Here is a 21,595-nt window from a genome sequence, read left to right as displayed (position 1 = left end):
TATGTTTCCATACAGGGACGGAACCCTTCAATGTCATGGACCGCACAGGATGTCGGCCTCGTCATTCGCCAGACATGCCGCGCCTTCCTGCGGCACCGGATGCTGTTTGCCCTGACCGTGCTTGGCGTGGTGGGGGTGGGGGGGGCGGTCACGCTCTCGCTCAAGCCGCGCTATACGGCCACGGCCACTGTCGTGGTGGCAGGTCATGCGCAGCAGGACCCGCTCGCCCCCAACGGCCAGCAGCAGAATCAGGCGCCGCCGGATGATGAACTGGTCTCGACCGAGGCTGCGATGATCCATTCGCGCGATGTAGCCGCCGCCGTGCTGGCGCAACTGCCGCCACCCGCCCAGCCTGCCCATGTCGGCCTGCGCGACCGGCTGTGCCACATGGGGCTGGGTTTTCTGTGCCACGCGGCAAAAACGGTAGACCCGCAGGTGCAGCGCATGCATGAGGAGGATGCCTTCCTCAACAGCCTGACCATCACACCCGAGCCGCGCACCCAGATCCTTGACATCAGCGTGGTTGATGGCGACCCGGCACGCGCCGCAGCGCTGGCCGATGCAGTGGTGACCAATTACCAGCGTATTGCCCTTGCGCGCCAGACGGCGGACATCAACCGCGTGGCCTCGTGGCTCGACAGCCGCACCGCCGCCCTGCGCCAGCGCTGGCTCGATGCGGTGCAGAAGGCCAACGCCTTTGATAACGCCCATGGCCTGACCAATACCAACGAGGGCAGCACCTCAAGCCCGCTGATCGAGCGCCAGATTGCCGATACCGCCTCCAACCTCAGCCAGGCGCAGGGCCGCCTTGCCGCAGCCCAGGCCCGTGCCGATGCCCTGAAGGATGCAGCGGCCAGGGGCGATGCGCGCGCCGCCGTCGCCCTGTCGCAGGAGCCGATCCTGGTGGCGACCGCCAATTCGCTCATGCAGCTTGAAAGCACGCGCCAGGAGGAGGCTGCGACCTACGGCCCCCAGCACCCCCGCCTGCGCGCGCTTGACCAGCAGATCGCGACCACAAAGGCAAGCCTCGCCGCCGAGACGCAGGCAGCGCTCAACACCATCCGCGAGGACCAGATCTCCGCCCGCGCCGAGGTGGACCGCCTGAACGAAAACCTTGACCTGCTGCGCCAGAAGGCGGGCGGGCAGAGCGGCCCGCAGGCGGAATACCGCACGCTTGACCAGGAAGCACAGAGCGCGCGCACGGTTTATGAAACCTTCCTCGAGCACGCCAAGGAAGTGGTGGACCGCGCTGCTCTGCTGCAGCCGCCCATCGCCATGGTGTCGCATGCGTCGGCACCGGATGTGCCCAGCTTTCCCAACCGCAAGAAGCTTGGCATCGGGCTTATTGCAGTAGCCCTTGCCGCAGGGGCGGGTGCCGTGCTGCTGCGCGATTACTTCACGGCGGGCTTTACCGAGATCGAACGCCTGCGCGCCGCCATTCCGCTGCCGCTGCTGGCCGTGGTGCCCAAGGTGGGGGGGAGGAGCGAACAGACCGTGCGCCGCCATGTGCTCGATCACCCCTATTCGCGCGCGACCGAGGCGGTGCGCAGCCTTGTCATGCAGCTTTCCATGCGAGTGCATGAAGGCGGCCAGCCGCTCTGCCTTGCCATTACCTCGGCGGGGCCAGAGGAAGGCAAGAGCACGCTGGCGCTGTGGATGGCCGCCGTGGCAAGGCGTGGCGGGCAGAAAGTGCTGGTGATCGATGCCGATCATCGGCGCGGCATGCTCGACCATTACCTGACCGATGGCACCACGGGCCGCCCCTCGCTGGGCATGAGCGATCTCGTGACGAGTGGCGTGCGGGTGGCGGACGTGATCCGCACCGACCCCGAGGCCGGGTTTGACTACATTCCGGCGGGCCGGACCATCGAGCATGCTTTCAGCCCCGTCGAGATCCGCCGCCTGCGCGCGATGCTTGTCGAGCTCAAGCATTCCTATGAACTCATCATCATCGACTGCCCGCCGCTGCTGGGGCTGAGCGATGCGCTGGTGCACGCGAACATGGCCGATCAGGTGATTTTCGTGTGCCGTTGGAAGAGCACGGCCCAGCGTGCCGTCATGGCCTGCCTGGAGCGGCTTGAAGCCTGTGGCGCGCACCTCGCCGGCGTGGTCGCCACCATGGTGGAGGATAATGCGATGGACGTGATGGGCTACAGTTACGGCAACAGGGACATCAGGATCCTGAGCCGTTTTGATGAACAGTAAAAAACGGGGGGATGAAACATTGAAAGTCCTGCATATCTGCCGCCAGTTCAGCCCTTCGGTCGGTGGGCTGGAAGACTCCCTGCTCAATCTCGCCCGCAGCCAGCGCCAGAGGCTGGGCATTGACGCCGAGGTGCTGACGCTTGACACCGTGTTCGGCCGTCCCGGCAAGCTGCCGCACCGGGATGTGGTTGATGGCATACCCGTCACCCGGCTGGCGTGGCGGGGTTCGACCAAATACCCGCTGGCGCCACAGGTGCTGCGGCATATTGGCGGGTTTGACCTCCTGCATGTGCATGCGATCGACTTCTTCTTCGATTTCCTGGCCTGGACATGGCCGCTGCACCGCAAGACCATGATCGCCTCGACCCATGGCGGCTTTTTCCATACCGGCGCGCTCAGGCGCATCAAGGAAATCTGGTTTCGCACCATTACCCCCATCTCGGTGCGGGCGTACAAAAAGATCGTGGCGTGCAGCTACAGCGATGCCGACCTGTTCCGTCATGTGGCGGCAGGCCGCCTGCTCACCATCGAGAACGGCATCAACCAGACCCGCTTCCGTGATGCAGCATCGCGCACGCCCAACCGCACCATTCTCGCCTTTGGCCGCTTTGCGGTGCATAAGCGCCTCAAGCTTCTGTTCCAGCTTGTAGCCCTGCTGCGGGCCTATAACTCCGGCTGGAAGGTGGTTGTGGCAGGGCAGGATTCCAACCTCACGGCCGATGACCTGCGCCAGCAGGCCCGCGCCTGCGGCATAGAGGACAGCCTGCGTATCGTGTCCGGCCCGTCGGATGCCGAACTGCGCGACCTGATGGGGGAGGCCAGCTTCTTTGGCTGCCTGTCCGCGCATGAAGGCTTTGGCCTTGCGGCGGTGGAGGCGATGTCGGCCGGGCTTGTGCCCATCCTGAGCAACATCACCCCCTTTGCGCGCCTCATGCAGCAGGGGGCGGCAGGCGTGATGGTGGACCCTGACAATCTCGCCCCTGGTGCGCGCGAGGCCGAGGACATGGCCGCTGCCCTGCCCGAGACGGCCGATGCCCTGCGGGCGCGCAACATGGATGTGGCCAGCCGCTATGACTGGCACAGCGTGGCGCATGAATATGCGCAGCTTTACCAGCAGGTGCTGGGCCGCACACGCCCCGAAGCCAACATGGCCGCGGCAGGGGCGGAGTGATGGCGAAGAACAAATTTTCCACCAATTTTCTGTTCAATGTCTTTGGTTCGATCTTCCCCATCATCGTCTCGCTGGGCACGGTGCCATTCTACCTGCACCTGATTGGCACGGACCGGTACGGTATCGTCGCCATTTCATGGATTCTGCTGGGGTATCTGGGGTTTCTTGATTTCGGGCTGTCGCGCGCCTCGGCCAATGCGCTGGCACAGTTGGGGCATGCCACATCACGCGAGCGCTCGCCCGTGCTCATGACCGCGTTTTACAGCAATCTTGGCCTCGGCGCGCTGGGCGGGCTGATTCTGTATCCCATTGGCGATATGGTGCTGCTGCATTTCGTGCGCATACCGCCCGACCTGATGGCCGAGACGCGGCATGCCTATCCGTGGATGGCGGTCATGCTGCCGCTGGGCATGATCAACGGCGTGGCTACGGGGGCAATGGAATCGCGCGAGCGCTTCCTGCTCTCTAACATGCTCAATTCCTCCACCACCATGGCGGGGCAGATCATTCCGCTGATCTGCATCCATATATGGGGGCCACAGCTTACGGTTGTGCTGCCTTCGATCGTGCTGTCGCGGCTGGGCATGATCGTGCTGTCCTACTGCGTGGTGATGGCGCTGGAATGGCCCATCCGCCCGCTTGACTTTGACGTGACATGGCTCAAGCGCCTGCTGGGCTATGGCTCGTGGGTCAGCATATCGAGCCTGATCAACCCGCTGCTTGATACCTCCAACCAGCTTATCATTGGTGCGACGCTGGGTGTTACATCGGTGGGGCAGTATACCGTGCCGATGAACCTGGCCATGCGCTCGCAGGTTGTGGCCACGGCACTGGCCCGCACGCTGTTCCCGCGCCTGTCACGCGCCGAGCGTGGCGAGGCGGTTGACCTGACGCGGCGGGCCACGTCCTCGCTCACCTATGGCTTTGGGCTGATCTGCGCGCCGGGCATCGTGTTTTCGGGCGCGTTCCTGCATATGTGGGTGGGCGGCAACTTTGCCGATGTCTCGCGCCCGGTGGCCGAGATCCTGATGTTTGGCGCCTGGACCAACGGCATTGCGTTCCTGCCTTACGGGCTTTTGCAGGGGCAGGGGCGGCCACATATCACGGCCAAGGTGTCGATGGTGGAGATCCTGCCGTTCTTTTGCGTGCTGTGGCTGTTCATCAAATGGTGGGGGCTGCCGGGGGCTGCAGCGGCGTGGACCCTGCGGGTCACGATTAATTTAATTGCGCTTTACCTGTTGTCGGATTGCCTGTCACGGCAGACTTGGCGCCTTGTGCCAGGTATGATGATTATGACAGGGGCATTGATTGTGAGTCTGCTTGTTCCCATGACCCTGCTGGTCTCGGCAGGTGCCGCCGTGGCAGTGGGTCTGGCAATGGCTGTTGCTGCCTACCGGCTGGACCCGGGGCTGCATGACATGGTGCACCGGTTGGTCCCACGCGCGGGGGGAAAGCCCCGCGTTACGATTACAGGTTAGGTTAGGGTAGGGTATGAAGGTAGTGCGGTTGCGTGGTCGCGGCGGGGTGCGGCGTGGCCTGCGGTATGGGGCGGTGGGCGGCATGGTGGCGCTGGGGGTAGGGCTGCATGCGCAGGCGGCCCATGCCCAGCTCATCCAGCAGCTTTTTCCCTCCGACGTGCCGGGTTATTCCACCGACCTGACCGGCTCGGTCGTGACCCACCAGATGATGGGCCAGCAGAGTGATGGAATCGGCATGGGCAGCTGGCTGCTCAGGCCCAGTGCTTCAGAAAACGTGGGTTACAACACCAATACGCTGGGCATTCCCGGCTCCGGCAGCCCGGCGGTGCAGACATCGGCCAATGTCAGTGCGAATTCACGCTGGCGGCGGCATGCGCTCGGGGCCTCGGTGGGGATGGACGACCACCGCTACCCCACCCAGTCCATCGCCAGCTATACCAACTGGCATGGCAGCATTGGCGGGTCGCTCAACCTGGGCCATGACACGCTTAGTGCCGCGTTTTCGCACTATCAGTACCACCTTTCGGCCACCAATCTGGGCGTGTACGGGGTGGTCTATCCCGTGCCCTACCAGGTCAATGACGGGCGGCTGAGCTATACCAAGGTGTTCGGGCGCTTCAGCCTGATCCCGGCATTCGACTATCAGGATTTCTCGTTCGGCACGGCACCGGGGCCGATTTCGATCGATTATGATTCGATCAGCCACAAGGTCGAGACCGGATCGCTGACCTCGCGCTACGAGTTCTCGCGCGGGGATGCGCTTGTCGCCGTGCTGCGCGGATCGGCTGCGCAGTTCGACCAGGCGGTTCAGGCCTCGACCAACAACTACGCCGATGGGGCGGGGTTTGTAGGTGTCGATTTCCGCCGTGGGCAGGTGTGGCAGTACCGGCTGCTTGTCGGTGGCGAGACGCGTAGCTTCAAGAATGGCTACAGCCCCTCGGTCAGCACGCCTACGTTCGAGGCCAATGTGGCGTGGATGCCGCGCCGTATCGATACCGTGACCCTGACCGCGGCACGGCATATCAGCGACCCCGAAACCCCCTTTGCCCGTAACCAGGTCATTACCGACGTGCGGCTGCAATGGGATCATGAATTGCGGCATAACGTGTTCGTGCGCGCCTATGGCGAGTTCGGGGAAAGCAGTTCGCAGTCCAGCCAGCAGACGGAGGGCTCGGCAGTGGCGAGCTTTGAGGGCAGCCGCCTGCAAAAACAGATTCATTTTGGCGGAACGGTGTTCTGGAACATCGATCGCCATGTGCGTGCCTCACTTACCTATAACTATGTCAATAACGCCACATCAGGCGGAAACGTGAATTACCTGAACATCCCGGGACGTCTTTCGACGTTTACGAGCAATACGGTACTATTGGGTTTTTCCATCTCCGGCTAAAGGGCCACATGGCCCGCACCCGGAAAGAGAAAAACAGCATTGAATGATTTGGGAGTGGCCATGTTTGCAATGATACGGAAAACGTGTCGGCCTGGAATACTGCACGCAATCGGTGCCACGGCCCTGCTGGCGCTGGGCTCATGCGCATCGGGGCAGGAACAGTCCTTTGCCCCGGTGGATGGCCGGGCCTATCACCTCGGGCCGGGCGACCAGGTGCGGGTCATTACCTATAATGACCCGCAGTTGAGCAATACTTTTACGGTGAGTGACAACGGCAATATCGATTTTCCGCTGCTTGGGGTCGTGCCGGCGGCAGGCTCGGCGCCAGGCGAGCTTGCACAGCGCATTGCTGCCGACCTTGGCAAAAAGGGCATTCTGTACCAGCCCAGCGTTTCGGTCGAGATCGCGCAGTACAGGCCGATCTACATCCTTGGTGAGGTCAATCATCCCGGGCAGTATCCCTACCAGCCGGGCATGACCATGCTCACCGCCGTGGCCCTTGCCGGTGGCTTTACCTATCGCGCCGTGACCGGGCATGCGAACGACGTGCGCCATGAAGACCTCGATACCCCCGCGCATGAAGGCCGCATCTCACGCGAGACGGTGCTGCTGCCCGGTGATGTCGTGACGATTGAAGAACGGTTCTTCTAGGCGCGTGCAGGCTGTTTTCGGGGGGTGGTTCAGGCCGCCCGGAAACATCGCGTCAGTATAAATCAGTTTTTGGTGAAGCCCGTGCCACGCGGCTTCAGGGCATGTCGCCTGATTTAAAATAAAGGCGGCATCCGAAAACTTTTATTGTTTTTGTGTTGATGAGTTGTTGTTCAGGCAATCTCTGAAGGGGGAATCACATGCCCAGGGCCCGTTCCATCCCCAGCCTGACAGGAGTGCGTGGTGTTGCGGCGCTATGGGTTTTCACCACCCATTTCTATGGTCTGGCTGCTGATATGCTGCATATGCCGTGGCTGTTGCAGTCGCTTTTCCTGTTCAATGGCTTTCGGGGCGTTGATCTGTTCTTTGTGCTGTCGGGCTTCATTCTCATGCATGTGCATGAGGAACAGTTTCGCATGCCCACATGGCGCGTGATACGGGACTTTTTTATTGTCCGTTTCTTTCGTGTCTATCCGCTCAATACAGTCGTGCTGCTGGCTATTGTGCCGCTGGTGCTGTTTGCACCAGGTTATGTGGCCATGCAGCGCGCCTATACCGACCCCGCCTTTGCCTACAGGGCGCATAACCTGTCCTGGCCCGGTTTCGTGCAGACGCTGCTGCTGGTGCAGAGCTGGACGGTGCTGAAACTGGGGGAGTGGAATATCGTATCATGGACGCTGAGCGCGGAAGTACTGGGCTATATCCTGTTCCCCATGCTGGCTATGGTAGCGATGCGCATCACATCGGTGCGCAGTGCTGTGGTCCTGTGTGCTGCAAGCCTGGCCGCACTGGTGGTCATTCTGTTTGCCGCCCACCACGCCAACAACAACCCCACGGGCACGTTTGGCGCCGTTCGCATGTTCTTCTGTTTTGCGGCTGGGGTCGTGCTTTACCGCGTCTATCACCTCGCACCTGACAGCACGGAGCGTTATGCGGCGGCCCTTACACTGGGCGCTGTGGGGTTTATTGCCGTAACCCTGTTCTTTCCGGTTTTGCCGGTGTGTGACGTGTTCGGGTTTACTGTTCTGGTGTTCGGCCTTGCCTACCAGCGCGGCGTGGTCAATACGCTGCTGGCCTCGGCGCCGGTGGTGTGGCTGGGGCGCATATCATTTTCGTTTTACCTGACGCATTACCTCATCATCGGCATTCTGGCCTGGGGCATGGGGGCATGGCTGCGGCAACTGGATTTTGCCGCGGGGCTGGTCGCGGTCGTGGCCATATTCGCCCTGTGCCTGCTGGTGGGAGTGGTCTGTTACCATCTGGTCGAGCGCCCTTCGCAGCGCCTCGGGCGGCGCATCATGCAGCGCATCGATGCGCGTGACGCCATGGTGGCGGCGCGGCATATGGCCTGATCCGGCACCCGCCCGGAGCGACATGATTGAAGGTAGGTTTGTTCATATTTATGACATATAAGCCCCCTTAACTGTAGCGTTAAGTCGTGGTGGTTCTGATATCATTGCCAATATTTCCGTCTGGCGTGCCCATGCGAAATAATTGGCCTGCCGCGCGGGCCGGAGCATGGCATCTGGCGGGCGCGACAAGGGGAAGGAGTAGGAAATGCGTATACTGATAACGGGGGGCTGTGGGTTCATTGGCTCGGCGGTCGTGCGGCATCTGGTCCGGCACACCACGCATGAGATCCTCAATGTGGATGCCCTGACCTATGCCGCAAGTATAAAAGCAACGGAAGATGCCGCAGAAAGCGGTCGTTACCGCCTTGAGGTCGCCAATATTACCGACCAGCAGGCCATGGACCGGGTATTCGAGCAGTTTGCGCCCGATGCGGTCATGCATCTTGCCGCTGAAAGCCATGTCGACCGGTCCATCGATGGGCCAGGCACGTTTGTCAGCACGAACATCGTGGGCACCTATACGCTGCTCGAGGCCGCGCGGCGGTGGTGGGTGCAGCAGGATGAAGCCCGCCGCAAGGCCTTCCGCTTCCACCACATCTCGACCGATGAAGTCTTCGGCGCGCTCGAGATGGGTGACCCGCCGTTCAACGAGCATACGCCCTATGACCCGCGCAGCCCGTATTCCGCCTCCAAGGCATCATCCGATCATCTGGTGCGGGCATGGTACCATACTTATGGTCTGCCCACCTTTGTCACCAACACCACGAATAATTATGGCCCGTGGCACTTCCCCGAAAAGCTGATCCCTCTGGTGACCATCAACGCCATCGAAGGGCGTGAACTGCCGGTTTATGGCAGCGGGCAGAACGTGCGCGACTGGCTGTTTGTCGAGGATCATGCCGAAGCGCTGGTCCGCGCGGTCGAGCGCGGCCAGCCCGGCGAGACCTACGCCATCGGCGCCCGCCAGCCGCGCACCAACATGCAGGTCGTCGAAGCGATCTGCGCCATTCTTGATGAGCTGCGCCCGGACCTCGCCGGGTCCCATGCACGCCTGATCCGGCATGTGCATGACCGGCCGGGCCATGATTTCCGTTACGAGATCGACCCCACCCATGCCGAGCAGGCGCTGGACTGGCGGGCGAAGCATGATTTTGAGCACGGTATCCGCCGCACGGTGCAGTGGTACCTCGATAACCGCGCCTGGTGGGAGGGCATCCGCGCCGCCCGCTACGATGGCAAGCGCCTTGGGCAGACAGGTGACAAGATGGGAACAGCAGCATGAGCGAACACGGTAGCGCAAAGCCGACCAAGGGTATTCTTCTGGCAGGCGGATCGGGCACGCGCCTGCACCCCATGACACTGGCGGTGAGCAAGCAGTTGCTGCCGGTCTATGACAAGCCGATGATCTTCTACCCGCTTTCCACGCTCATGCTGGCGGGGATACGCGATATCATGATCATTTCCACCCCCGTCGACCTGCCGCTGTTCCGCCGGCTTCTGGGCGATGGCGCGGATATGGGTGTTACCTTCACCTACCGCGAGCAGCCCGAGCCCGATGGCATTGCCCAGGCCTTTGTCATTGCCGATGACTGGCTTGATGATTCACCATGCGGGCTTATTCTTGGTGATAACCTGATCTTTGCCGACCATCTGGGCAAGCAGATGCGCGCCGCCGCCACCCGGCCGAGCGGGGCTACGGTATTTGCCTATCAGGTACGCGACCCCGAGCGTTATGGCGTGGTGAGTTTTGCCGAAGACGGGCATGCAATCGATATTGTTGAAAAACCCACCGACCCCCAATCAAACTGGGCCGTAACGGGGCTGTATTTTTATGATGGCCGCGTGCGTGAATATGCGCGCAGCCTCAAGCCCTCGCCGCGTGGCGAACTGGAAATTACCGACCTGAACCGCCTTTACCTGCAGTCGGATGAACTGCATGTGCAGCGGCTTGGGCGCGGCTGTGCATGGCTTGATGCCGGCATGCCCGACAGCCTGATGCAGGCCGGGCAGTTCGTGCAGACCATCCAGTCCCGGCAAGGGCTGCTGGTAGGCTCGCCGCATGAGGTGGCCTTCCGCATGGGGTTCATCGATGCCGCAGGGCTTGAAGCCTATGCCAGGCGCATGATCAAGACCGAACTTGGCAAGGCGCTCATGGACATTGCCCATGGCGAGGGGTAATGCCTGAGCCGCGTCTGTCATGCACATGCCGCGCGGGTGGATGAAGACAGCCTCCATCAATAATAAAACTTTCCGGGTGCCGCCTTTTTTTTCAAAAAGGCGGCGTTCTTTTTTTGAGGCGTTTCAGGCCGTCGTTCATATTTAAAAGAGCCTGACGCGTGTCATTGAGGCGTGAGAGCAGATCCGGCAGGGTAAGGAAAACCTGGCACCAGGGCGGTTCGATTTCTGAGACGCCTGCACACAGGTTCATGCAAGCAGGAGAGTATTCATGGGACGCGTATCGGGAAAAGTCGCGCTTGTCAGCGGGGCAGCACTCGGCATTGGCCGGGCTACGGCCCAGCTTCTGGCCCGCGAGGGGGCGAAGGTTGTCATCGGCGACCTCAAGGAAACCGAAGGCGAGGCCGTTGTGGCCGAGATTGAAGCCGCCGGTGGCGAGGCGATGTTTGTTAAGCTCAACGTAACCGAGGAAGCAAGCTGGCAGCAGGCCATGGCCGCCGTGCAGGCCCGTTTCGGGCGGCTTGACATTGCGGTCAACAATGCGGGCATCGCCTATACCGGCACGGTCGAGCAGACCAGCCTTGAAGAGTGGCGGCGCGTGCAGTCGGTCAATCTCGATGGCGTGTTTCTGGGCACGCGCTACGCCATCGAGGCCATGAAGCCGCATGGCGGCGGGTCGATCATCAACCTGTCCTCCATCGAGGGGCTGGTGGGCGACCCTACACTTGCGGCCTATAATGCCAGCAAGGGTGGCGTGCGGCTGTTCACCAAATCGGCTGCGCTGCATTGCGCCAAAGCGGGCTACAAGATCCGCGTCAACTCCGTGCACCCCGGCTATATCTGGACCCCCATGGTGCAGGGCCTGACAGCCGCGACCCCGGACCAGCTTGCCGCCCGGCAGAAGCTGATTGACCTGCATCCGCTTGGCCATCTGGGCGAACCCGATGACATTGCCTACGGCATCGTGTTCCTGGCATCGGACGAATCAAAGTTCATGACCGGTAGCGAACTGGTTATTGATGGTGGCTATACCGCGCAGTAAAACACGCGTTTTATAAAATAAAATCGATTGAATGCCGCTCTTTTTTAAAGGCGGCATTCTTTCTGCCATGTGCTCAGGGGCACCGTCGGGGCACGTAAGAGACCACGCGGTCAAGCAGGATATCCATCTCGGGCCGCACAAGGGGGTCGATGCATGTCGCCACATAGGCCCGCGCGCGCTGCTTTATGGTATTGGCGGCACGCAGGTTGATGGCCAGCATGTCGCTCTCCTCAATCAGGTCAGCCACGGTCATGCGCCGCTGGAAGGCGGTCTGCGCCAGGGTGAAGGCCAGGCGGTCGGTCACGGTTTTCATTTCTGCGCGGCCAAAGGCCGACTGGCAGTTGGAAAGCTGCGCGCGTGCCTGCGCATAAAGCTGGATGAGCGGCAGCTTGCGGCTGCGGTGAAAGTGCTGCTGATGCCATGCCCGTGCCCACATATGCTCGCGCTGCGCGGTCTCGAATTCATGCAGGTCGGTGCTGTTGTCACAGACGAGCGCATGCACCGCACGCGCCGCAAGCCACGCGGAGGCAAAATCAGGGTAGCCCTGACCGTTCCATAATGGCTCGGCCCCGTGTGAACCGGTAGCAAACCGGAACGTGCGCTGCCCGTCCACGCCGTATAAAATGGAAATCGTGGGGTCGGTCAGCGGATCATACCCCAGTATGACGATGTGGCCGCCATCACCCGCATGCATGTAACGCTGCGCGGTAAAGGCATCGAGCAGGCTTTCATCATCAACACTGCGTTCGGCATGGTTCTTGACGTAGGTGAGGAACAGCGGGTTGTTCACCCCCGTAACCCCGCGCGGACAGAAATCAAACCGCCACCACCGTGACAGCTTGATCAGATGGAACGCCAGCGCATTGCGCAGCCGGGTCAGCGCGGGCGTTGCCTCGCCGCCATCACACAAAGCCTGCACATCCCGAAAGCGTCGGGCCAGCACATTGGCCTGCCGGGCAAAAGGGTAGTGGGGGTCAAGATAATGCAGCAACTGCTCGGGAGTGGAATGTTCGAGGTGCCAATCGGCCGTGCAGCCTGTTGTCTCGCTCATGGCATGATCCCTGCGGGAAAGAAAAGGGGCGGCATCGCCTGAACGCGATGGCGATGCCGCAAGAGTTTTCACGGCCCTGTGCTGGGAAATCGACGGTTGGGAAAACTGCCTGATAACGCCGTGAGTAAGGCAATCGATAATGCAAACGAATATCAATTGCAATACAAAAAGGCAGGTATGAACCCTGCCATCCTCCATGCGTTGGGGGCGCAGGGAGCCCGACACAGTACCTGCGGCAGCAGGGCGCTCGTGTCCGGCCCGATGACAGACCACGGAGATCATGATGACAGACAAGGCAGTCGCAGCAGGTGCAGCCCATGTGCGAACCTATCTTGGCACACCGACCGACCTCGCGCACGAGGCGGTGCGTGACATCGCCGCAGGGCTGAAGGCCGTTCTGGCCGATGTTTTTGCGCTTTATATCAAGACCAAGAATTTCCACTGGCATATGAGTGGCCGCCACTTTCGCGATTATCACCTGCTGCTTGATGAGCAGAGCAGCCAGATCTTCGCCATGACCGACCCATTGGCCGAGCGCGCGCGCAAGATCGGTGGCAATACCCTGCATTCGGTTGGCGAGATCGCGCGCCTGACCAAAGTGGCTGATAACGATGCCGATTATGTGACCCCCGAGGACATGCTGGCTGAACTGCGTGAGGATAATCTGGCCCTGACCGCACGCCTGCGCGCCGTTCATGCCGTGTGCGACGAAGGTAATGACGTGGCGACAGCCAGCCTGCTTGAAAACTGGATCGACGAGACCGAGCGCCGCACATGGTTCCTGTTTGAATCAACCCGCCCGGCCTTTGGCGCGAATGACTGACGGCCCTGCGCCCCGTACTGGCGCGGCAGGCAGGCGTTCATGCCCTGCCTGTCTTTCGCCCAGGGGCGCAGTTTGGCTGCGGCTAAAGTAAACTCCGGATCATTGGTATCTTGAAGAGGCAGATATATCCGTTATCGTAACGTTCCAACGGCACGGTACAGGATAACAGACACATGGTGGCAAATCGCTGGTTTATCGATAGTGAAACAGGCGAACTGGCCGACGTGCTGCTCTGCCCCCCCGATCATTATGCGTGGATACCAAGTAATGACATTGCCATTAGCAGCATGGCGCGTGGCGCGCGCATCGACCAGGCAGCGCTGGGGGCGCAGTTTCGTGAACTCGTGGCAGTACTGGAAGGCGCGCAGGTCGCCTGCCATTACCTGACCCCGCATGAGGGCATGCCCTACGAGGTCTATACCCGCGACAGTTCACAGACTACGCCATTCGGCACCGTGGTCACCCGCCTTGCCCGCCCCGAGCGCAGGGCCGAGATTACGCCGATCCATGAATTCTATGCCCCCGACGAGATCTGGAAAACCTGCACCAAAGGCCATATCGAAGGCGGGGATATCCATATCATCCGCCCCGGCCTGCTGGCGGTGGGCGTAAGCGGCGGCCGCACGGATGAGGCGGGTGCGGCCGAGTTCATCAGCTGGTTCGAGGCGGCAGGCTGGACGTGCCGCATGATCCACTTCCCCGAGCACTTCCTGCATCTTGACGTGATCTTCACCATGGTGGCCGAGAACCTCGCCATAGCAGCGGTGGACGTGATTGCTGATGAAGATCTTGACTGGTTCCGCGCCCAGGGCATCCGTCTGCTGCCGGTCAGCTACAAGGAGGCGATGCGCGACATGGGCTGCAATGTGCTGGCCCTTGGCCGCGAGCGCGTGGTCAGCCCGCGCCATTGCACGCGCATCAACCAGATGCTGCGCGCCGAGGGGCTGCACGTGCTTGACCCGGCCCTTGACCAGTTTTCACAGGGGGGCGGCAGCATCCATTGCATGACCATGCCCTTGCGCCGTAAGTCTCTTCTTACCGCCTGAAAGTGCAGGACACATAACGGGAGAAGAAATGCCAAGGCTTGTCATCAGTGCGGACGGACCCGCCGCCATGGCCACGTGGCGCGCGGCCTTTCAGCACGTCGCACCCGACCTGCCCATTGCCGCATGGCATGACCCAGCGCTGAAACTCACTGCTGATGATTATGCACTGGTATGGAAACCCACGGCAGATGATCTGGCCCGCATGGGGGGCATGCGGGCCATCATCTGCACGGGGGCAGGGGTCAATCATCTGCTCGATAGCCCAGGCTTTCCGCTGCATGTGCCCCTTGTGCGCATGGGGGGCGAACAGACAGCGGTGCTGATGGCTGATTACGTGCTGTGGGCCACGCTTGGGCTGTTACGGGGCGCGCGCGCATGGGCCGTGCAGCAAAATGCGCATCACTGGCATAACCCGCGCACCAGCACACGCACCAGCAGCCAGACCCGCGTGGGCATAATGGGCATGGGCCATCTGGGCGCGCATGTGGGGCGCGTATTGCGGCAGGTCGGCTTTGAGGTTTCGGGCTGGCGGCGTTCGGCGCAGGTGGTGTCAGGCATTCGCACGTTTGCCGGGCCTTCGGAGCTGCCCGATTTCTTGCGCGATGTGGATATTGTGGTCAACCTGCTGCCCAGCACGCCGCAGACGCGCGGCATGATCGATTACGCCCTGCTCGCGCAGTTGCCGCGCGGGGCGGGCCTGGTCAATGTAGGGCGTGGCGACCATGTGGTGCAGGCCGACCTGCTCCGTGCGCTTGATGAAGGTATTCTGGGCGGCGCGGTGCTTGATGTGGTGGAGCCAGAACCCTTGCCGCCCGATGATTCGTTATGGCGCCATGAGCGCGTGACCATTACCCCGCATGTGGCCTCCGAAGCTTCGCGGGAGGCACAGGCGCGTTACGTGGTGGAGGTGATCGGCCAGATGGAGCGCAACGAGCGGCCCGCCCTGCTGTGCGACCTCAGGCGGGGATACTGAAGCCTGCAACCGGCAGAAGATGCCTGAGGAATAACAAAATTTTTTGGGTGCCGCCTTTTTTCAAAAAGGCGGCGTTCTTTTGTGGGGGCGGCATAGCTGCAACCGGAGCCGCGTATTTCCAGAGTTGACCCTCAAGGCGATACGGGCTTTTTTTAACAGAATACGGCAATGGATTCTGCCGGACCATGCTGGTCGAACCGCTGCCCGCAAGGGCGCTGATGATTCCTGCCCACTGCCTTTATGGCAACAAGGGGAGGAATCCGTGTAGCGTTTCGTACAGCCATGATCCACCGCCAGCCAAGACTGGCCTGCTGTTCCATCCTGAATGCCGGGTTGACCGAAATATCATGAATATTGTTGCATTTGCGCGGGCTATGGCGCGCCAGTCCGGGGGGCTGCTCATATGGGCCAGCCTGTTGCTGCCCATGGCGGCCTGCGTGGGCACGCTGTGCGCCCTGTTCCTGTGGCTGCTCGACCAGGCGGCGCAGACACGCCTGCAGCACCCGTGGCTGCTTTACGGCCTGCCGGTGGCAGGTGTTGTCGTGGGGTTGCTTTACCACGTCTGGGGGCGCGCCGCGGAAGGGGGCAATAACCTGATCGTGGACCAGATCCACGAACCCGGTGGCGGCGTGCCCCTGCGCATGGCGCCGCTGGTGCTCATGGGCACGGTGGTCAGCCACCTGTTCGGGGCATCGGTCGGGCGCGAGGGCACGGCGGTGCAGATGGGCGGCAGCATTGCCAGCGCGGTGGGGCGGGTGTGGCGCCTGACCAACCCTTACGAGATCCGGGTCCTGCTCATGTCCGGCATCGCGGCAGGGTTTTCCGCCGTGTTTGGCACGCCGGTGGCGGGCGCCGTGTTTGGCATGGAAGTGATCCGGGTCGGGCGCATTGATTATGATGCCCTGGTGCCCGTGGCCTTAAGCGCCATCGTGGCGGACTGGACATGCCATGCATGGGGCATGGAGCATGTGCCCTATCATCTGGCCTTTCAGGGTTATGCGGGGGCGGACGGGCATTTTTTTCATGCTGACCTGCTGCTTCTGGGCAAGGTCATGGTGGCGGCGGTGGCCTTTGGGCTGGCCAGCCTCGCATTTGCTGAATCGGTGCACCGGCTGGCAGCCCGCCTGCGCAGGCTCTGCCCGATTGCGTGGCTGCGGCCCGCACTGGGCGGCATCGCGACCATAGGGCTGGTGTGGCTGTGCGGCTCGCGTGACTATCTGGGGCTGGGCATTGTCGCACCGGAGGCGGGTGGGGCGTCCATTACCGATTTCTTCGGGGCAGGGCATTACCCGCTGGCATGGGCGTGGAAGCTGGTCTTTACGGTGGTTGTGCTGGCTGCGGGCTTCAAGGGGGGCGAGGTGACGCCGCTATTCTTCATCGGGGCAGGTTTGGGCAATGCGCTGGCCCCGTTACTGCACGCCCCGGCGGACCTGCTGGCAGGGGTGGGGTTTGTCGCGGTGTTTGCGGGGGCGGCCAATACGCCACTGGCCTGCACGCTCATGGGGGTGGAACTGTTCGGCACGGCGGATATCGTCTATTTCGCCACGGGCTGTTTCGTGGCCTATATGTGCTCGGGCCATTCGGGCATCTACCTGTCCCAGCGTGTTGCCGTGCCCAAGCGGCACCAGGCGGGCAGCGTGATGGGCATGGCGCTGCGGCAGGCCCGCATGAAGGGATCAAGAACATGATGCGCGGCCTGTGCGCCGGGCTGGGCCTGATGACCATGCTGCATCCGGCCTGTGGCGCGGCTGTGGTGGCTGGCCCCTCCGTAGCTGAAAAGCGGATCATCGACCGGCAGATCAGCCGCATTGCCGACCCCGCTACGCGCCGCGCCGTGCAGGCGCAGGATGTGGCGTGGCAGATGACCACCTTCCTGTGCCAGAATGCGGCGCGCGGGGTGCTGGTGCGCATGGGGAGTCAGCCGCACCGTTTTTTCCTGCAGGATGCGGGGCCCGGCAGCCAGGTTGTGGCCAGTGCCGCGCTGGTATCGGGGCGCGGGCAGTTCCTGCGGGCAGGCGGTGGCATTGAATGGGTGGGTTTTGCGTGGGCCTGCCACCTTGATCCCGCCACCGGGCATGTGGCGCATTTTGACGTAAGCCCCACCGGGCCGGTGCAGGCCGGGCCGTGAAGGGCAGGATATTGGGGCTGATGGCCCTCACACTATGGAACCTGCCACTACAGGCGCAGGCCACGCCAGTGCCTGACTGCAAGGTGCGGCAGATGGCGCTCGGCCTTGATGACGGGCAGGGCGCGTTCAATGGCATGATGCATAGTGGCGCATGGCTTGTCGTGCGCAACACCGGTGCACGCGCGTGCTCGGTTGCAAGAATGGGGCCAGTCTCGTTTGAGGATGGCCGCCACCACCCCGTTGTTGTGGCATGGCAGCAGGCCGTGCCCGCGTCTGCCATGGTGCTGCCTGCGGGCGGCCAGATGAAAACCGCCCTGCGCTGGGTCTCTGGCAATGTGTTCGACCCCGGCGCGTGCATGACACCGGCAACGGTGGTGCTGCCCCTGCGCCACCGGCGGGTGCGGCATGCTTTTGCCCATGCCCTGTGTGGCCCCGCCGGGCAGCCCCCCGCACTTGAGCAGCAGCCCTGGACTGAGGGACCGCCTGAAGCCGGATAAAAGTTTTTGGTGAAGCTTTTTTCAAAAAGCATTCAAAAGAGTGCCGTCTTTTTAAAAAAAGTGGCACCCAAAAACTTTTATTCTTTTATCATCAGCGCGTCAGTGCCTTGAAGTTGCGGGTCTGCTCGGTCAGCGCCACCTCAACGGGCAGGCGCTCCATGCTCGATGCACCATAAAAGCCGTGGCAGTCCGGGCAGGCGGCAAGCACTTTCTGGGCATCGGCCGGCATGGCGATCGGGCCGCCATGGCACAGTGTGATGATGTCCGGGCGCACGCTGCGGGCAGCATCAATGATCGCGTTGATCTGCGTAATGCAGTCATCCAGCGTCAGCGCCGTCTCCGCGCCGATTGCGCCGCCCGTGGTCAGCCCCATATGGGCCACCAGCACGTCAGCGCCCGCCTTGGCCATGTCCACCGCCTGAGCGGGGTCAAACACGTAGGGCGTTGTCAGCAGGTCTTTTTTATGGGCGCGGGCCACTACATCCACTTCAAGGCTGTAGCTCATGCCGGTTTCCTCAAGGTTCTTGCGGAAATTGCCGTCAATCAGCCCCACGGTGGGGAAGTTCTGGATGCCCGAAAACCCGACCCGCTTCACGTCATCAAGGAACACGTCAAAATCCACGAACGGGTCGGTGCCGTTTACCCCGGCCAGCACGGGGGTGTCGGGCACCACGGGCAGCACTTCGCGCGCCATGTCCATTACGATCTGGTTGGCATTGCCATAGGCCAGCAGCCCTGCCAGCGAGCCACGGCCCGCCATGCGATACCGCCCGGAATTGTAGATGACGATCAGGTCGATGCCGCCCGCCGCCTCGCATTTGGCGGAAAGGCCGGTGCCCGCGCCCCCACCCACGATGGGCGTGCGCGCGGCGATCATGCTGCTGAAGCGGGCGAGGATATCACTACGGGGAATACGGGGCATTAGTGTTGGTCTCCATAAAGATGCGAAAATTCATGCGTCAGCGCCGCGGCAAAAGCCGGGTCGTTGATGGCATGGGGAAGGCGGATCAGCCTGCGGCGCGGGGTCTGTTCCAGTGTCTCGGCCAGGGCTGCATAAAAGGCTTCATCAGCTTCGGGGTCATGAAACGGGCGGCCGGGCTGGTCGAGCACGGAAAACCCGCCCTCGGGGTAAAGAAAACGTACTTCGCCCGCGCAGCGGTTGAGTTGGTGGCCGATCATGTGGCCCATCGCCCGGCATTCCGCCTCATTCGTGCGCATGAGGGTGATCTGGGGGTTGTGCTCGACAAACACACGGTCTTTGTAGTGGGCGGGCACGCTGGCGCGGGCGCCGAAATTGACCATGTCCAGCCCGCCACAACTGCCCACGTAAGGCAGCCCTGTGCGGATGACGGCGCCGAGCCGATCAGTATCGCACGCAAAGATGCCGCCTGCCACGTAATCGCAGAACTCGGTCAGTGTCGTATCGATGAAGCCGCTTATCATCCCGTCATCAGCCAGCCGTTCCATGGCGCGGCCGCCGGTGCCCGTGGCGTGGAATACAAGGCAGTCAAACCGGCCTGAAAGCTGGTGGACAACCTGCTCCACGCACGGCGTGGTCACGCCAAACATGGTCAGGCCAATGGCGGGGCGCGGGTCAGGTGCGGGGTGGCAGGGATTGCCCGCCATGCCCGCCATGGCATGGGCCGCATTGCCCAGCACCACGCGCGAGATGCGGTTGAGCCCCTCCATGTCGGTCACCGGATAGAGCATGGCGATGTCGGCGCCCCCCACATAGGGCGCGGTATTGCCCGAGGCCACGGTCGAGACCACAAGCTTGGGCAGGCCGATGGGCAGCGCCTGCAGGGCCGGGGCGACCAGCGCGGTGCCGCCCGAGCCGCCAATGGCCAGCACGCCGCGCATGTCTGTGCGCGCGCGCAGGAACAGGCGCAGCGCCTCGGCCATGGCCGCGATGGCCTGTCCCCGGTCGCCACAGAAAACGTAGTCCTCTCCCTTCGGGTGGCAGCGGGCGACCGAGCGGGCGCTGATATCCGCCTCCCGCCCCGCATGCTGTGTGCCGATATCGACAATCAGCGCAGCAATCCCGCTCTCGCGCAGTATCTGGCGCAGATAGGTCAGTTCGGCCTGCTTGGTATCGCAGGTGCCCAGAATGTAAACATGGCCTGAATTCATGTCATGCCTCCGCGCTGGCGGACCAGCAGTGCAAGCACAATGCCCGCGCCCAGCGTGGCGCACGCACCACCCAGCCCGAACACGACCGCGTAGCCACACCGGTCAGCCAGCAGTCCCGCCAGCGGGCCGGTGGCGCCATAGGCCAGATCCTGAAATGCCGCGAAGCCGCCTAGTGCTGTAGCCCGCATGGCAGGTGCGACCAGCCGCACCACCTCGACCCCAAGAGCCGGGAAAACCATGGAGCACCCCGCCCCGGTCAGCAACGCACCCCCCAATGCCAGCATGGGCGAGGGGGCGGCCCAGAGCAAATATTGCCCCGCTGCCTCAATCAACAGCGAGAGCAGCGCCACCCGCAGCCCGCCAATCCGGTCAGGCAGGTGCCCGCATATGACGCGCCCGGCCACGAAGGCCGCGCCAAAACAGGTCAGCCCCAGCCCGGCACCAGGCCAGTGTGCGGCAATGAAGCGCAGCGGCAGGAACGCGCCCAGTGCCGCAAAGCCCACGCCCTGCAGGGCCACGGCCATGCCCTGCCAGCGAATGGTGCCCAGCACCTGCCAGAACGGCGGCCTGCCGCCCGCATGCGTTGGGGTGGCGGGTATGGTGTGCACCAGCGCCAGCCCTGCCAGCGGCAGGAGGGCCGATACGCCCATGAGCACGCCCAGCCCTGCCTGCTGGTAAAGCGCCAGCCCGATCGGGCCGCCCACGGCAAAGGCGCCGTACATGGCCGCCCCCGTCCAGGCCAGCACGCGACCCGCGCGCGCCTGCCCCACCAGGCCAATGCCCCAGCCCAGCATGCCCACAATGGTCAGGCTTTCGCCCACCCCCAGCAGAAGCCTGCCCGCGATAAGAATGGCGTAGCGTGCGCCGTTGTTCAGGCTAGGCAGGGCTGCGAGGGCGCATATCAGGCTGGCGGCCACATATATCATCAACCCTGTGCGCATGCAGGGTCTGCCGCCTTTCGTATCCGCCATCTGGCCTGCATGGTTGCGGCTGAGAATGGTGGAGAAGAAAGCAATGCCCACTGCCAGTCCGGCCAGCCCGTTGCCATAGCCTGGCCAGTGCAGCACCGCCACCGGAATGGCGGCGAGCGGCAGGGCCACGGCCATGTAGGCCAGGAACAGCGCAATGGCGAGGCGGCCAAGCAGGCGCAGCGATGCGGCCTCAGAGTTCATGGGTAATGTGCACCTGAAGGGGGGCGGCCAGTGCCGTGGCGAACACGGCCTTCATGGCCTGGAAGTGCGGTGTTTCTTCATGTGCAACGAGTGCTTCCGGGCTGGCCCAGCGCTCGACAAACACAAAAACGGCGGGATCGTTGATGTCACGATGGCATTGATAGGACAGGTTGGTGGCTTCCTGCCGCGACAGCGCCACGCAATGGCGGATGGCATCGAGCGCCGCCGCTTCATGTCCCGGCAGGACGCGGAGTGTGGCAATGACCGTGATGGGCTGCGCTGTCATGAAAATATCCTCGCCAGATGTGTTGTAT

21 protein-coding genes and 1 riboswitch are annotated in these 21,595 nt (G+C 62.6%); of the genes, 15 read left to right on the top strand and 6 right to left on the bottom strand.

Annotated elements, in window-relative coordinates; translation table 11 throughout:
• The first annotated feature begins 30 nt into the window (after positions 1–30).
• From FMA36_RS00565 to FMA36_RS00525, 9 genes are all read left to right on the top strand, one after another.
• The gene (locus FMA36_RS00565) at positions 31–2,205 is read left to right on the top strand and encodes a GumC family protein (protein ID WP_159260135.1); all 2,175 of its coding nucleotides are present in this window, start codon (positions 31–33) and stop codon (positions 2,203–2,205) included.
• A gap of 19 nt (positions 2,206–2,224) precedes the next feature.
• The gene (locus tag FMA36_RS00560; protein WP_159260134.1) at positions 2,225–3,376 is read left to right on the top strand and encodes a glycosyltransferase family 4 protein; all 1,152 of its coding nucleotides are present in this window, start codon (positions 2,225–2,227) and stop codon (positions 3,374–3,376) included.
• Entirely contained in the window at positions 3,376–4,854 is a 1,479-nt protein-coding gene (locus FMA36_RS00555) for a flippase (protein WP_159260132.1), read from the top strand. The genes FMA36_RS00560 and FMA36_RS00555 overlap by 1 nt, the downstream gene beginning before the upstream one ends.
• 13 nt (positions 4,855–4,867) lie before the next feature.
• Entirely contained in the window at positions 4,868–6,244 is a 1,377-nt protein-coding gene (locus FMA36_RS00550) for an outer membrane beta-barrel protein (protein ID WP_159260130.1), read from the top strand.
• Between the two features lie 60 nt (positions 6,245–6,304).
• Positions 6,305–6,895, top strand: a complete 591-nt coding sequence (locus FMA36_RS00545; RefSeq protein ID WP_159260128.1) for a polysaccharide biosynthesis/export family protein — start codon at positions 6,305–6,307, stop codon at positions 6,893–6,895.
• 197 nt (positions 6,896–7,092) lie between these two features.
• Positions 7,093–8,244 (top strand): acyltransferase family protein, encoded by a 1,152-nt coding sequence (locus FMA36_RS00540; RefSeq protein ID WP_159260127.1) that lies wholly within the window; start codon positions 7,093–7,095, stop codon positions 8,242–8,244.
• A gap of 205 nt (positions 8,245–8,449) precedes the next feature.
• Positions 8,450–9,526: a dTDP-glucose 4,6-dehydratase gene (gene rfbB, locus FMA36_RS00535; protein ID WP_159260125.1), complete on the top strand. Its 1,077-nt coding sequence runs from the start codon at positions 8,450–8,452 to the stop codon at positions 9,524–9,526.
• Positions 9,523–10,422: a glucose-1-phosphate thymidylyltransferase RfbA gene (gene rfbA, locus FMA36_RS00530; protein WP_159260123.1), complete on the top strand. Its 900-nt coding sequence runs from the start codon at positions 9,523–9,525 to the stop codon at positions 10,420–10,422. Before rfbB ends, rfbA begins: the two co-directional genes overlap by 4 nt.
• A gap of 268 nt (positions 10,423–10,690) precedes the next feature.
• Complete coding sequence (locus tag FMA36_RS00525; RefSeq protein ID WP_159260121.1) at positions 10,691–11,461, top strand: SDR family oxidoreductase; 771 nt, start codon at positions 10,691–10,693, stop codon at positions 11,459–11,461.
• A gap of 73 nt (positions 11,462–11,534) precedes the next feature.
• Here the strand turns inward: FMA36_RS00525 and FMA36_RS00520 are convergent, their stop codons facing one another.
• Positions 11,535–12,512, bottom strand: coding sequence for a hypothetical protein (locus FMA36_RS00520; protein WP_159260119.1), 978 nt, complete (start codon positions 12,510–12,512; stop codon positions 11,535–11,537).
• A 280-nt stretch (positions 12,513–12,792) separates the two neighbouring features.
• Here FMA36_RS00520 and FMA36_RS00515 point away from each other — a divergent pair, with 280 nt between their 5' ends.
• The 3 genes from FMA36_RS00515 (at position 12,793) to FMA36_RS00505 (ending at position 15,354) form a co-directional block, all read left to right on the top strand.
• The gene (locus tag FMA36_RS00515; RefSeq protein ID WP_159260117.1) at positions 12,793–13,335 is read left to right on the top strand and encodes a Dps family protein; all 543 of its coding nucleotides are present in this window, start codon (positions 12,793–12,795) and stop codon (positions 13,333–13,335) included.
• A gap of 173 nt (positions 13,336–13,508) precedes the next feature.
• Entirely contained in the window at positions 13,509–14,381 is an 873-nt protein-coding gene (locus tag FMA36_RS00510; RefSeq protein ID WP_159260115.1) for a dimethylarginine dimethylaminohydrolase family protein, read from the top strand.
• Between the two features lie 67 nt (positions 14,382–14,448).
• Entirely contained in the window at positions 14,449–15,354 is a 906-nt protein-coding gene (locus FMA36_RS00505; RefSeq protein ID WP_408885638.1) for a 2-hydroxyacid dehydrogenase, read from the top strand.
• Here the strand turns inward: FMA36_RS00505 and FMA36_RS00500 are convergent.
• Positions 15,338–15,541: a hypothetical protein gene (locus FMA36_RS00500; protein ID WP_159260111.1), complete on the bottom strand. Its 204-nt coding sequence runs from the start codon at positions 15,539–15,541 to the stop codon at positions 15,338–15,340. The two genes, FMA36_RS00505 and FMA36_RS00500, sit on opposite strands and share 17 nt — an antisense overlap.
• Positions 15,510–15,589, top strand: a riboswitch (Fluoride riboswitch). (Overlaps the previous gene by 32 nt.)
• A 112-nt stretch (positions 15,590–15,701) precedes the next feature.
• Between FMA36_RS00500 and FMA36_RS00495 the strand changes: the two genes are divergently transcribed.
• The 3 genes from FMA36_RS00495 to FMA36_RS00485 are packed head-to-tail and all read left to right on the top strand — an operon-like array spanning position 15,702 to position 17,979.
• Positions 15,702–17,042 carry a voltage-gated chloride channel family protein gene (locus FMA36_RS00495; RefSeq protein WP_159260109.1) on the top strand — a complete coding sequence of 447 codons (1,341 nt, stop codon included), beginning with the start codon at positions 15,702–15,704 and terminating at the stop codon, positions 17,040–17,042.
• On the top strand, positions 17,039–17,482 hold the full coding sequence (locus tag FMA36_RS00490; RefSeq protein WP_159260107.1) for a hypothetical protein: 444 nt from the start codon (positions 17,039–17,041) through the stop codon (positions 17,480–17,482). The genes FMA36_RS00495 and FMA36_RS00490 overlap by 4 nt, the downstream gene beginning before the upstream one ends.
• A 20-nt stretch (positions 17,483–17,502) precedes the next feature.
• Complete coding sequence (locus FMA36_RS00485; RefSeq protein WP_159260106.1) at positions 17,503–17,979, top strand: DUF4232 domain-containing protein; 477 nt, start codon at positions 17,503–17,505, stop codon at positions 17,977–17,979.
• A 91-nt stretch (positions 17,980–18,070) separates the two neighbouring features.
• On the opposite strand, the gene FMA36_RS00480 is transcribed toward FMA36_RS00485, so the two are convergent.
• The 4 genes from FMA36_RS00480 to FMA36_RS00465 are packed head-to-tail and all read right to left on the bottom strand — an operon-like array spanning position 18,071 to position 21,567.
• Positions 18,071–18,901 carry a phosphoenolpyruvate hydrolase family protein gene (locus tag FMA36_RS00480; protein ID WP_159260104.1) on the bottom strand — a complete coding sequence of 277 codons (831 nt, stop codon included), beginning with the start codon at positions 18,899–18,901 and terminating at the stop codon, positions 18,071–18,073.
• Positions 18,901–20,109 carry a Tm-1-like ATP-binding domain-containing protein gene (locus FMA36_RS00475; RefSeq protein WP_159260103.1) on the bottom strand — a complete coding sequence of 403 codons (1,209 nt, stop codon included), beginning with the start codon at positions 20,107–20,109 and terminating at the stop codon, positions 18,901–18,903. Before FMA36_RS00475 ends, FMA36_RS00480 begins: the two co-directional genes overlap by 1 nt.
• The gene (locus FMA36_RS00470; RefSeq protein WP_159260101.1) at positions 20,106–21,281 is read right to left on the bottom strand and encodes an arabinose transporter; all 1,176 of its coding nucleotides are present in this window, start codon (positions 21,279–21,281) and stop codon (positions 20,106–20,108) included. The genes FMA36_RS00475 and FMA36_RS00470 overlap by 4 nt, the downstream gene beginning before the upstream one ends.
• Positions 21,271–21,567, bottom strand: a complete 297-nt coding sequence (locus FMA36_RS00465; RefSeq protein ID WP_159260099.1) for a putative quinol monooxygenase — start codon at positions 21,565–21,567, stop codon at positions 21,271–21,273. The genes FMA36_RS00470 and FMA36_RS00465 overlap by 11 nt, the downstream gene beginning before the upstream one ends.
• Positions 21,568–21,595: the final 28 nt, after the last annotated feature.

The sequence above is a fragment of the Komagataeibacter xylinus genome (assembly GCF_009834365.1).
GTDB lineage: Bacteria > Pseudomonadota > Alphaproteobacteria > Acetobacterales > Acetobacteraceae > Komagataeibacter > Komagataeibacter xylinus_D.
The sequence above is the reverse complement of the archived record's forward strand: the minus strand, read 5'-3'. Positions and strand labels throughout refer to the sequence as shown.